This is a genomic window from Chryseobacterium sp. RR2-3-20 (genome assembly GCF_017808115.1).
In the GTDB taxonomy this organism is placed as follows: domain Bacteria; phylum Bacteroidota; class Bacteroidia; order Flavobacteriales; family Weeksellaceae; genus Chryseobacterium; species Chryseobacterium oryzae.
In genome coordinates this window covers 1-13,302 of record NZ_JADQBD010000074.1, presented here as the reverse complement: position 1 = coordinate 13,302, position 13,302 = coordinate 1, and the positions used below count along the sequence as shown (strand labels likewise).

General features: G+C 35.8%; 10 protein-coding genes. 4 read left to right on the top strand and 6 right to left on the bottom strand.

What is annotated here, in order from left to right; all coding sequences use genetic code 11:
* The first annotated feature begins 626 nt into the window (after positions 1 to 626).
* Genes IV513_RS13330 through IV513_RS13315 form a run of 4 tightly spaced genes read left to right on the top strand, consistent with a single transcriptional unit; the run spans position 627 to position 5,416 of the window.
* A complete protein-coding gene (locus IV513_RS13330) occupies positions 627 to 2,057 on the top strand; it encodes a TolC family protein (RefSeq protein WP_209391060.1) in 1,431 nt (476 codons plus the stop codon).
* Positions 2,058 to 2,069: 12 nt separating this feature from the next.
* On the top strand, positions 2,070 to 3,065 hold the full coding sequence (locus IV513_RS13325) for an HlyD family secretion protein (RefSeq protein WP_209391059.1): 996 nt from the start codon (positions 2,070 to 2,072) through the stop codon (positions 3,063 to 3,065).
* A 27-nt stretch (positions 3,066 to 3,092) separates the two neighbouring features.
* Entirely contained in the window at positions 3,093 to 4,259 is a 1,167-nt protein-coding gene (locus IV513_RS13320) for an ABC transporter permease (protein ID WP_209391058.1), read from the top strand.
* Positions 4,256 to 5,416 (top strand): ABC transporter permease, encoded by a 1,161-nt coding sequence (locus IV513_RS13315; protein ID WP_209391057.1) that lies wholly within the window; start codon positions 4,256 to 4,258, stop codon positions 5,414 to 5,416. The genes IV513_RS13320 and IV513_RS13315 overlap by 4 nt, the downstream gene beginning before the upstream one ends.
* On the opposite strand, the gene IV513_RS13310 is transcribed toward IV513_RS13315, so the two are convergent.
* The 6 genes from IV513_RS13310 to IV513_RS13285 all read right to left on the bottom strand — a co-directional run bounded on the left by IV513_RS13310 (position 5,403) and on the right by IV513_RS13285 (position 13,045).
* Positions 5,403 to 6,152, bottom strand: coding sequence for a succinate dehydrogenase/fumarate reductase iron-sulfur subunit (locus IV513_RS13310; RefSeq protein WP_209391056.1), 750 nt, complete (start codon positions 6,150 to 6,152; stop codon positions 5,403 to 5,405). The genes IV513_RS13315 and IV513_RS13310 overlap by 14 nt on opposite strands.
* 11 nt (positions 6,153 to 6,163) lie before the next feature.
* Positions 6,164 to 8,080, bottom strand: a complete 1,917-nt coding sequence (locus tag IV513_RS13305) for a fumarate reductase/succinate dehydrogenase flavoprotein subunit (RefSeq protein WP_209391061.1) — start codon at positions 8,078 to 8,080, stop codon at positions 6,164 to 6,166.
* Positions 8,081 to 8,091: 11 nt separating this feature from the next.
* Positions 8,092 to 8,748 carry a succinate dehydrogenase cytochrome b subunit gene (locus IV513_RS13300; protein ID WP_209391055.1) on the bottom strand — a complete coding sequence of 219 codons (657 nt, stop codon included), beginning with the start codon at positions 8,746 to 8,748 and terminating at the stop codon, positions 8,092 to 8,094.
* A gap of 10 nt (positions 8,749 to 8,758) precedes the next feature.
* Positions 8,759 to 10,189, bottom strand: coding sequence for an anion permease (locus IV513_RS13295; RefSeq protein ID WP_209391054.1), 1,431 nt, complete (start codon positions 10,187 to 10,189; stop codon positions 8,759 to 8,761).
* Between the two features lie 23 nt (positions 10,190 to 10,212).
* A complete protein-coding gene (locus IV513_RS13290) occupies positions 10,213 to 11,322 on the bottom strand; it encodes a porin (protein WP_245168946.1) in 1,110 nt (369 codons plus the stop codon).
* A 643-nt stretch (positions 11,323 to 11,965) separates the two neighbouring features.
* The gene (locus IV513_RS13285; RefSeq protein ID WP_209391052.1) at positions 11,966 to 13,045 is read right to left on the bottom strand and encodes a resolvase; all 1,080 of its coding nucleotides are present in this window, start codon (positions 13,043 to 13,045) and stop codon (positions 11,966 to 11,968) included.
* Positions 13,046 to 13,302: the final 257 nt, after the last annotated feature.

Here is a 13,302-nt window from a genome sequence, read left to right as displayed (position 1 = left end):
TCTACAAGCTAAATCGAAGATATTTTGGAGATAGCCTCTTTGAAAGGCTTATTATTGCTAACATTACAGGGTTATGATTAAAAACGGATAATCAAAAATATAAAGAACAACAGGAACAAAAATTCCTATAATTGCTAAAATGTTTCTACGGATTTTATTCTCAACCTTTTTTTCTGAATAAATTAAAGCTTTCATTTCTATAAATTTTGATGATTCAAAAATGCTTAGAATAAAAACTTTTCCAAAAAAAATTATGTGAAATGCAATTTGCCCTATGTGAAATGAATTAAAATGCAATAATTTTGGATTTTGCACTCAAAAGCATATCATTTTCGCTATGATACAATAATAAATTCATTAATATGGAAGAAAAATCGAAAACTGAAATTGTTATTTATTATCCATCTATCTCAAGTATTAATAATTTTTGGCACGAATATTCATTAAAGAAGTTTTAAAAACTAAAAATTCTGACATACAATTATTTTAACTTTTTTTTAATTATCTTTAAAAGTATAAAATTGAGTGCGGTTAATATCTAAATTATTGAATGAGTTTAGCAATTTTTAACCGCCAATATTTTTGCATGATCTAATTAAATAAATGATGTGGAAAATCTTAAGTTTATGAAATTCAGGAAAATTCTGTTTATTTTGTTTATATTTTCTTCTGCCAAAATCCTTTGTCAGCAATTTACATTAAAAGAATGTATCGAAAAAGGAAAACAGAATAATACGGCTGTAAAGTTGGCAGAACAATCTCTGGAAACCAGACAACAGCTTTTGCAATCCAGTAAAAACAATAATTTACCCAAAGTTGACTTTCTTGGAGGATACAATTATATTGGAGAACCTATCAGAATCAATATGCAGCAGGTAAAAGATGGTATTGTTGAAGGTTCTGCTAACCAAAGTGCCAATTCTGCGAATGCTGTTTACCAACAAATTACAGGAAATCCGCTACCACAACAGGTTCAGAATGTGATTTATCAGACTTCAAAAGATATCATTAGTGCTGTGTATCCCAATTACAATCCTGCCATTGCAAAACAGAGCTATTTTTTGGCGGGAATTCTTGTTCGACAACCTATTTATCTGGGCGGTAAACTCAACGCTGCCAAAGAACTGACCAAACAACAGGTTGAAAGTGGAAAAGCAAATTTGGAATCCTCCCAAAATCTCACAGCATATAACATTGCATTAAATTACATTCAGGTGATGTATCTCAATTCTATGATTGAGAGGCAGGAAAAAATAGTAGAATCTCTAGAGAAAAATGAAAATTATGCTCAGAATCTTCTGAAAGCAGAAATTATCCCTCCATATTTAAAAAACTGGTCTAATATTACCAAGCTTCAAGGCGAAACCAATCTTAAAAATCTAAAACTAGAAAAAGAAAATGCTCTTTTAACCTTAAAAGATTTAATGGGAATTTCTCTTGATGAACCATTGGAAATCCAAGAAAAACTGAATGAAAGTATTGAAGTTCCTAATTTTTCTTCATCGGAAAAAAATACAGATTTAAAATTATTATTAAGTAAAAAGAAAGAGGCCGAAACCACCAATGATATTACTAAATCTTTATCAAGACCAAATATTTTTGCCATTGGAAATTATCAGTTTTTTCGGAAAGACCTTCCGCTTATCACACCGCCTTGGCTGGTTGGTATAGAAATGCAATGGACAATTTTTGATCCCGAAAGGAAATCCAGAAATCTCGCATCTCAATCTTTGGTAAAGGAAGCTGACCTTCTCATTAATCAAAAACAAAAATCTTTGGATTTGGCAACCAAAATTTCTGAAAATAAATTATTGAGTTTCAAAGAACAGAGCGAAACTTTTGATGCTGCCCGAAAACAGACTTACACCACTACAGAAATGGTAAGAAAAAGAATGGAAAACAGCCTGTCTTCGGTAAAAGATGTGAATGACGCATTACAGCTTCAATATGAAGCCGAAAAATTGTATTATACCTCTTTAGTAGCATATCAAACCGTGATTGCGACTTATTTTTATATTACCGGAAACATTGATGATATTACCAAGTATATTCCTTAAACTGATAGAAAGATGAAAAACTTTATAAAAAATTACTGGGCAGTTTTTATTCCGATTGTTGTGCTGATTATTGCTTTGATTTATCTTTTTCAAAATAAATCCTCCGAGAATGATAAAGAAACAGTCCTGGGAATGGTAGATGCAGAATTTGTGGATGTTTCCGCTTCTTTGCCAGGAAGAGTAGTTGATATTTTGGTGAAAGAAGGTGATGAAGTGAAAGAAGGTCAGGTTGTTGCTCAGATGAAAACCTCTGAAATTGAAACCATCAAGGCTCAGGTTTCTGATGCTGTAGTCATCGCACAGAACCAACTCGATAAAGTGAATCGTGGTGTAGAGCCCGAAGTTTTAAAATCTGCCGAAAATCTTCAGCAAATTGCCAAACAGCAAATGGATTTAATGAATAAAACCTATTCCCGTTTCCAGACACTGTATTCGGAAGGAGTAGTTTCGGGACAAGAAAGGGATGTGATTTATTTTAAGTACAAAGCTGCTCAAAAGGAATTAGAAACCGCCAATCTTAATGTTCAGCTTTTAAAACGTGGCAGTAATCAGGAAATGAAAAACTCGGCTCAGGCTTTACTCAATCAGGCAAAATCGGCAGATGAACTCGCCCAAGAAGTTAAAGACAATGCGTCCATAAAAGCACCTGCTTCCGGGAAAATTTCTACCATAATTTCGAACAAAGGCGAAATGGTGAATGCAGGTTATCCAATGATGACGATTCAAAAAGACCATTCTTTTTTTGTTAAATTCAATATCCGTCAAAATCAAATGACTAAAATTGATAAAGGTAGTAAAGTAACCATGAAAATTCCTGGTTGCGTACCCGAAAACGTACAAGGAACCGTGGTAGAACTTGCTCCTGCTTTAGGCTATGCAGACTGGGTTCCTGAAAAGCAAAACGGCGAATTTGAACTCAGGACTTTTCAAATCAAAGTGAAACCAGAAAATGCAAGTTCGATAAAAGGGCTTCGCTCAGGAATGACCGCACAACTTATTTTCGATTAATTTATATTCTAAAACAGATTCTAACCCTTGAAAGCCATCAGTAAAATCATGATTAGAGAATGGAAACGGATTTTTTCGATTCCAAATTTTTATGTAGTTTTATTGGTGATTCCGCCAATCATTTTTCTTTTTTATGGATTAATTTATCAGAAACAATTTGCTAAAGAACTTCCTATGGCAGTTTGGGACGAAGACCAATCTTTGGTTTCCAGAACATTGACTGATATGATGGAGCACAGCGAATTAATAAAATTTACAGCTACAGTTAACAGTAACGCAGAAATTGAAAAACTGATACAGGAAGGAAAAATCTTCGGGGCAGTGCATTTTCCTAAAAACATGGAATCGGATGTTAAGAAAAATCATCAATCCAATATCACGCTTTATACCAACGGTGCATACTTAGTTCCTGCAAAAATGATTTACAAAGGTGCTGCAGAAGTTATTATTAAAGGTGGATTAGCGGTGGTTCTTCAAAAGGCAGAAAAACAAGGAATGCCCGCTGACAAAGCCAATGCGTTGGTTCAGCCAATTAAATTGAATACAACCGTACTTTATAATCCAGATTTTAATTATCAGCTGTATCTAACGCCTGGTTTAATAACTGTCGGACTTCAAATGGCTCTTATCGTAGCATCAGTTTTAATTTTGAATCTGGAATTTAAAAGAAATACCATTGATGAACTTTTACAGATTTCCACCTCATCTTCTCAGATAATCATTGGAAAAATGCTGGCTCATCTTTGCGTGTCTTGGTTGCTTTTTGTTTTAATTGCTTACCTTGTTTTCCCAATTTACGACTTAGGTAAACCGAAAACCGATTTTAATTTTTTCCTGATTTATACGTTGATGTCGATGGCTTGTATCGGAATTGGAATGATGTTTTCTGCGATTTCTAACAATCTTCTTTTCGTGACAGATGTCGCCATGTTTTTTACATCTCCGGCATTCGTTTTCAGTGGATTTACATTTCCTAGATGGGCAATGCCTTGGTACGACCAGTTTTATGCAGACATCATGCCTTACACTCATTTTTTGGATGGCTTTATTAAGCTGTATTTTATGGAACTGCCACTCTCTTATGCAAGTCCGGAAATGGTAAAACTATTGGTTTTCATTGGTATTACTTTTCCATTGAGCATCGTGTTTTTTCAGAAAAAAATCAATCTTCATTTAAAATCTAAAGCGGTATGAAAGTGATTTTTGATGTATTGAAAAGAGAAGTTAGAAAGGTTTCAAAGGATTCCAGTCTGTTTTTAATTTTGCTTTTAGCCCCCATTCTTTATGCCTTTATCTACGGAAGTATTTACTTTAATAAAGGCGAGGAAAAAGTGAAAATAGCATTGGTAGATGATGATGGTACGGCGATTTCCCGACTGCTCACGCAACAGTTTGATGCCACACCGATGATCGAGATTATCCCAAGTTCTAACCTTTCTGAAGCCAAAGAAAAAATGTACCGTGGTGATGTTCAGGGTTATTTTTACATTCAGTCGGATTTCGAAAAGAATATTTTATCGCAGAAACAAGCAAACGTAAATGTTGTGCTGAATGCATCAAGGTTTTTGCCGTCGAGTGATTTGCTAAGTACAGTCACTAAGGTTTGCTTAACGGTGGGAGCGGGCGTAAGAAAAACCTATTTCAACAAGCAAGGAATGGGTGATGATGAAGCTATGAAAATGACCAATCCCATCAATATGGATTACCGCCCATTGTATAATTCTGGCATGACTTATGGCGATTTTCTGTTGCCCGGATTATTAGCCATCATATTACAACAGACGCTACTGATAGGTGTTGCAGCAGCTTTTGCATCGGAAAGAGAAGAGAATTTATTAAACAAGCTCTACGAGACTTCCAAAGCTAATATTTCGAAAATAATATTGGGGAAAACTATGCTCTATGTGGTTGTATTTATGATTTTCGGAATCTTCTTTTCAATTGTCAATTTTTCGGTTTTTGGAGTTCAAATAAGAGGAAATTATTGGGATTTGGCAGTGATTTATGCTTTATTTGTGATTGCCATCACCACATTAGCGATACTGATTGGCAGTTTTTTCAAAACCAAATTACTTGTTTTTCAGGTTTTGGTATTTTCGTCTTATCCTATTTTTTTAATTACAGGATACTCTATGCCTTATCAGGCTTTACCAAAATTGGTTCAAGGATTGTCTGATCTGTTGCCTACTTCTCCCTTTTTAAAAACTTACATTTCTATTGTACAATCTGGCGGTTCATTATCGGATAATCTAAACTCCGTTATTCATTTAATTGTTCTGTGGTTGATTTTTGAACTTCTTTTGATTGTAAGAATAAGATATTTAATTACTAAAACTACTATTTCTTCCTAAAAAATAAAGCCCGGCTGTATTCAAAATTCATTCTGGCAATGTTGAGGACAGAAATACCTTGCGGACATTCTACTTCGCAGGCTTCTGTGTTGGAGCAGTGTCCAAAATGTTCAGAATCCATCTGTTTTACCATATTCAGAACTCTTGTGCTTCTTTCTTCTTTGCCTTGGGGAAGCAGTACCAAATGTGATATTTTTGCAGATGTAAACAGTGCCGCACTTCCGTTCTTACAGGTTGCCACACACGCTCCACAGCCAATACATGCAGCAGAATCGAAAGCCTCTTCTGCGGTTTGATGCGTTACAGCAATGGCAGTAGCATCAGGAGCCTGACCGGTATTTACAGAAACAAAACCACCCGAAGAAATAATCCTGTCAAAAGCAGAACGATCTACTTTCAAATCTTTTTTGATAGGAAATGCTTCTGCACGGAAAGGTTCAATCACAATGGTTTCGCCATCTTTGAACGAACGAAGATGAAGCTGACAAGTCGTTGTATGCTCCAGCGGACCGTGAGCCAAACCGTTTATCATCACACCACATTGCCCACAGATACCTTCCCGACAGTCGTGATCGAATTCTACAGGCTCTTCACCTTCCAAAATCAGTTTTTCATTCAGAGTGTCGAGCATCTCCAGAAAAGACATATGCGGATTCAGTGCTTTCAAATCGTAATTAACAAGCTTTCCTTCACTGTTTCTGTTTTTCTGTCTCCATATTTTCAAATGTAAATCCATAGTTTCTGTTTTTATTTGTAACTTCTTACCGTTGGCTGTATTTCTTCAAAAACCAAGGGTTCTTTTATGAGTTCTGGTTCATTGTTTTCGCCTGTCCAGTTCCATGCTGAGATAAACTGATACTCTACATCATTTCGTAAGGCTTCACCGTCTGGTGTCTGATATTCTTCCCGGAAGTGTGCTCCACAAGATTCGTTTCTGGTGAGCGCATCGTAGCACATCAGTTCTCCAATTTCAAAATAATCAGCTACTCGACCTGCTTTTTCCAGTTCCGAATTCATTTGGTTGGCTTCTCCCGAAACTTTTACATCTGTATAGAATTTTTGTTTTAGTTTTCTGATTTCTTCGATGGCATATTTCAAACCTTTTTCATTTCGAGCCAGCCCGCAGTAATCGTAAAGCAGTTTTCCGAGGGTTTTATGGAAATGATCCACCGTTTTACTTCCATTGATATTGATGAAATTTTCAATTTGTGATTTAACTTCATTTTCAGCTTTTTCAAACTCAGGACGATCGGTAGATATTTTTCCGGTATGAATTTCACCTGATAAATAATTCGCAATCGTATAAGGTGCTATAAAATATCCGTCAACAGAAGCCTGAAGCAGAGAATTAGCACCCAGTCTATTCGCACCGTGATCCGCAAAATTGGCTTCACCCAACGCAAATAATCCGGGAATAGTGGTCATTAATTCATAATCCACCCAAAGACCGCCCATAGAAAAGTGTGCGGAAGGGGAAATCATCATCGGTTCTTGGTATGCATTGTAACCTGTAATTTTCAGATACATATCGAACAGGTTTCCGTATTTCTCCTGGATTTTTTCTTTGCCCTGTTCTTTGATTGCTTTAGAAAAATCAAGATAAACCGCATTTTTCAAAGGTCCGATTCCAAAACCTGCATCAATTCTTTCTTTGGCAGCTCTGGATGAAATATCTCTTGGGGCTAGATTTCCAAAAGCAGGATAACGTCTTTCCAGATAATAATCTCTTTCTTCTTCAGGAATATCATTGGGTTTTCTGGTTTCATTTTCTTTCAGAGGAACCCAGATTCTGCCGTCATTACGCAAAGATTCTGACATCAATGTCAATTTGGATTGATAATCTCCAGATTGCGGTAAAGAAGTGGGATGCACCTGAATCCAGCTCGGTGATGCCATTAATGCTCCTTTTTTATGAGCTCTCCAAATCGCAGAGCCATTACAGCCCATTGCCAATGTGGATAAATAATAGATTTTTCCGTAGCCACCAGTTGCCAAAATCACAGCGTGAGCAGCGTGTCTTTCTATTTCTCCGGTATCCAAATTGCGGACGATGATTCCTCTTGCCTTTCCTTCGATCATTACCAAATCCAGCATTTCATGTCGGGAAAATAACTGAACACTTTTTTTTCCAACCTGTCTCATCAAAGCCTGATAAGCTCCCAAAAGTAATTGTTGCCCGGTTTGTCCTCTCGCATAGAAAGTTCTGCTTACCTGAACACCTCCGAAAGAACGGTTATTCAAATAACCGCCATATTCTCTTCCGAAAGGAACGCCTTGTGCAACCGCCTGATCGATGAGGTTTAATGAGCATTCTGCCATTCTGTAAACATTGGCTTCACGAGCACGGAAATCGCCGCCTTTCAAAGTATCTACAAACATTCTGTAAACACTGTCGCCATCATTTTTATAATTTTTAGCAGCATTTACACCACCTTGCGCTGCCACAGAGTGTGCTCTTCTCGGACTGTCCTGAAAGCAAAATGACTTCACATTATAACCCATTTCTCCCAATGATGCAGCCACCGAGCTTCCCGCTAAACCAGTTCCAACCACGATAACATCAAGTTTTTTTCGATTGGCAGGATTAACCAATTTGGCAGTTTTCTTATAGTTTTCCCATTTTTTTTCTAATGGACCTTCTGGTATTTTTGAATTTAAATTCATCATTATAACATTTAGCGGTAAGTGAAAAATACATAAACAGGCATCATTGCAAACCCTGCACTTATGATAACAGAATAAGCTATCCCAGCAATTTTAAACCATTTTATAAACTTAGGATGATATAAACCGAGTGTTCTTGTGGCACTGTAAATCCCGTGAATAAGATGATAACATAGCGCAAACATAGAAATCACATATATTACTACATACCACCATTCTTTAAAAACAGTTACTACGAGAATGTATAAATCTTTGTTCCCGTTTTCATCTAAAGGAATTGTTCCAAATTTGTACACATACCAGAAATTCTGGAAGTGTATGATCAGAAAAATCAAAATAAAGGTTCCTAAAAGCCCCATGTTTCTGGAGTACCATTTACTGGCTCTTCCACGTCGGTCGGTCTGATAATTCGCACCGGATTTTTTATTCTTTAGCGTAATTATTAATCCATCAACAGCGTGTAAAATGATACTCGCATACAATACGTATGAAACAATTTCTATAATGATATTTCCAGACAGAAAATGTGAGTAAGCATTAAACTGTAAATGTGCCCGTTCTTTCGGTAAAAAGAGCTGAAGATTTCCTAAAAAATGAATCAGCAGAAAGAAACTCAGGAATAATCCTGTGAGACACATCAGCATTTTTCTAGATAATGATGATAACATAACTATTCTATTAATAATATCCTAAAACTTTCATCCAAAGACCGCCAACTACCATATATATAATGAGTAACACAATTCCTATTTCCAAACCACGAAGCCACCAAGCTTTCAGATCTACGTAGCCGCTTCCGAAAAATACAGGAGCAGGACCGTGTCCGTAATGCGTTAGTACACCATACACAGAACCCATAAAACCAAGCATCATTGCTAACAACATTGGCGGAATTCCTACTGCTACGCCTACACCAAGCAACGCGGCATACATTGCAGCAACATGAGCCGTTGCACTGGCAAAAATATAGTGACTGAAAAAGTAAACCAGAATGATAACCGGAAAAGCCACAGTCCAGGTCATACCACCGATTTTTGCTTTAATCAGATCACTGAACCAACCGATAAATCCCAATTCATTCAGTGAACTTGCCATCATTACCAAAACAGCAAACCAAACAATAGTATCCCAAGCTCCTTTTTCAGATTTTACATCTTCCCAGGTAAGAACAGAAGTTAATAAAAGTAAAGTAAGACCAATAAATGCAGTTGTAGTAGCATCTATGGATAACGCTCCACCAAAAATCCAAAGTCCCAGTAAAATGAAAAATGCCAACAACATCAACCATTCATTTTTAGTGATCGGCCCCATTTCTTTCAGTTTTTCAGCAGCCATTTTGGGAGCATCAGCAGTTTTTTTAAGTTCTGGCGGATATAATTTATATAAAACCAATGGTACTACGAAAAACGCCACCAAACCGGGAACAAAACCTGCTGCAGCCCAAGACATCCATGTAATATCGATTCCAAAACCTGCTGCAAATTTCTGACACATCGGGTTACTCGCAGTTCCGGTGAGAAACATAGAAGATGCAATAAGGTTCATATAATAACTGTTCAGTGTAAGAAAAGAACCCAGTTTTCTATGCGTTTCCTGTTTATCGGGAACCGAGCCAAAGCTCATAGCCATAGACTTCATTATTGGATAGATAATTCCGCCTCCTCTTGCCGTATTACTAGGGATTGCAGGAGCAAGACACATATCTGCCAAACCTAAACCATAAGCCAGACCGAGAGAACTTTTCCCAAAAACGCGGATAAATAAAAAGGCAATTCTATTTCCCAATCCTGTTTTGATAAAGCCTCTTGCAATAAAAAATGAAATCCCGATCAGCCAAATGACTTTATCTCCAAAACCTGAGAGCGATTTTGCGATAGATTTTCCTGCATCTCCCGGTGCAACAACCTGTGTAAGTGCGGTGAGCCCGATTGCCATCATACACATGGTTCCCATTGGAGCCGCTTTTAAAATAATGCCAAGAATTGTTGCAGCAAAAATAGCGAAAAGATGCCAAGCATTTTCGGCAACGCCTTGAGGGGCAGGAATGAACCATATTGCAAGGGCAACGGCAAAGGTGATTGCTACACCTTTTATGTTTATCTCTTTCATAATAATTGATTTAAAATTAGGAATCAGAATCTGCTTTGTACCTGAACGATGAGCAGATTATTGTTATATTGTGTTGAGTTTTCTATTTGATTTTTGTAACGGTCGAACTGCATTCCCAGCTGTAATCTGGCACCATAATCTTTCAGGAATTCCAGCCCGAACATCGGTGTAATGGTTTGGCGTGGATTGGAATTTACTTTGAAGTTTGTGTCCAGATATTCGTATCGGCAGGAAAATTCTAACGCACTGAGGTTTTTGTGATGAATTTCGTACCGAAGATTAGGTAAAAAGTACACACCTCGGATTTGATATTGATTGATATCTTCCGGTCTTAGCTCCGGAGCAACGGCAAAATAAAGTAAGTGATTGGTTGCCTGTTTACCTTCTATCTGCATATCCAAACTCCATTTTGGATTGAAATGAATATTAGAACTCACATCAACACCTACTGCATATATTTTCTTGCTGAAATATTCACCTGTTCCGCCATTCAAACCTAGATTTACACTATGTTTTTTATCCAAGCCAAAAACAAGTCTCGTAGAATATTGTTTTCCGTTATCATTGTCGTTAATTTGATTTTTGCCATTTCCATTAACGGCAGAAAAAGCATAATCTAAAGGGATTTTACCTAACTGAACCCGTCCTGTAGCAGATAATCCTATTTGGAAACTCGTCCATCCCAGTTTACCAAACTCGTTGTATTGGTTAGACCAGTCCAAAGATTTAATAATATCTATAGGATACGTTTCTTCAATCCCGAACCAAGGACGAAATTGCCCTGCTGTAATCGCCAGTTTAGGACTGAAAGTGTATTTCAAATAAGCATTTTCTAATACTCGGGATTTTGGATCATTTTTAAAATCGGCAAGATTAGCCAATACAGCCACTTCTGTATGCTTACTGATTTGAGCTTTCATTTGCACTCTCATATATTTAATCATAAAGCTATTGTCTGTTCCCGTATGATCGCTGTGATGCAGTCCGTTCACATCAACATCTTTTGCGGTACTTATCAGATAACGTCCCTGAAAAAGTCCTTTAACCTGAAGTTGCGGATATTTTATGGGATTTTCAGTTTTTTTAATTTGTAAAGAATCGGCGTTTTGTGCCATAGAAACGATAAACGTCATTAAGAAGCAGAGTAATAATATTCTTTTAGTATAAAGCGGAATCATAAGTTTTAGTTTTTTTTTAGAATCTGCCGGAAAATTTCAAGCATTTTATTAATTAGTACAATCGACTTTAGTTTCTCATCATAAACAGAAATTATTGACTGGAAACTGTGTTGAAATAAAACTCCTGAGCAGATTCTTATTTTAAGAAATATGATAAGTTGATTGAAAAGAAAATTTCTTTTTCATCAAAATGAATCAGCTGAGTGCTAAAAAAATAAAGGTGGTGTAGTTTCCATAGTCGTTTTAGTTTTTTTGAATTGATAATCTGTGATGGAAATCTTAATTTGATATGACAAATTTATGAGAATTATTTCACTAAAAAAATGACATAATATAGGTTTCGCAAAATATTCAGAAATTTAATATCGGAACTTTATTAGTAATATTTAATTAATGTTTTAAAAGCATTTATTGAAATATAAAAAGATAAATCAACACCATTTTATTCACCCTTATATGATAAGAATGCCATTAAACACTTAAAAAATACTTCTAAATAATGAATTTATGTATGTTGAAACACTGAACACGCTGTTGCGTTTCAGAACAATATAGATTTAAAAAATAATTCGATTATCTCTTACAACAAGAAAATATACTAATCAAAAAGATGAGGTTTGAGTTGAATTTTAATGTAAGCGGTTTTCTGTTTTTTGCCTTTCACCGCTGCCGAATTTAATGGGTAAACCGGAACATAAAATGTGTCATTTTCTGTCCAAAATGCCTTTTTTTCATCTGCTATTTTGAAGTTGGTGAAGTTTACATACAACAGGTTCTCCTGCTTATGAGTTTCTGGCAGATATTGGCTTACGAGAAAATTATTTCCCACATCGTTATTGTTGGAGACAAAAGACACCCAGTTTTTTGAAGGTACAATCTGCGGATAGCCATCTGTAGAGAGCCTAAATATAGCCGCATCTTTTACAGCATAAAAAGTGTAATAAGAATCTATTACCTCATCTGAATTTTCTTTAAAAACTTCAAGATTTAAATAGGGAGACCTTCCTACATAATCGTTAGCAAGAGGTCCGGTTTCTGTAGAAATATTTTCGTGTTGTGTGATAACTACTTTCTTTCCGTTTTCTACATACATCCACAAGTCATCTTTCAGAATTATGTTGGGATTTTTAACCAAAGCTTCATCAATCCGCAATTTATTGGCTGTATTAAATTCTTGCTCAGAAACTTCTGTAATAGTACCAAATTTTTTGAAAGATTTGTTGTTGAAATCATCCGAACGTTTATAGGTACTGCTTCTAATTTCATAAAGATTGACACCTTTCAGGGTTAAATCGTAAGATGCGGTAAATTCCGATTTTAAAACGAAAGCTTCAATGCTATTCGAAATATCATTATTAATGCTGAAATGGATGGAGTAAAAGTCATCAAACTCATCAAAACCGTAAAAATTATCTAGTTTTCCGTATGCAAATTTTAAACTTGCCGCATCTTTGCTTGGTTTCACAAAAAACTGCACCGTATCCAACTTTGTAAATAGCTGAAAAGGTACTTCCAGAATATTATCTACTCCTTTTATTTTTTTAAAATCGGCAAATGTTATTTCTTTCTTTGGCTGTTCTGTGTTTGGACTGTTTATTTCAGTCTTATCAGCTTTAGAATTGCATGAAATATTTACAGTTAGCCATGCAAACATTAAAAACATACAGATAGACTTCATCTTTTTTTTCAGTAAAAATAACAGTCTACAAATAAAAAAACAACTAAACACCTAATAATAGAGCAAAAAATAACAAATTAATTCTTTAATCTGTGATAATAATCTCCAGTAAATTTTTATTTCAATTTGGATAATGAACCGTTTTTCCAGTTATATTTTTTTTTGATTATCCGTTTTTAATCATAACCCTGTAATGTTAGCAATAATAAGCCTTTCAAAGAGGCTATCTCCAAAATATCTTCGATTTAGCTTGTAGA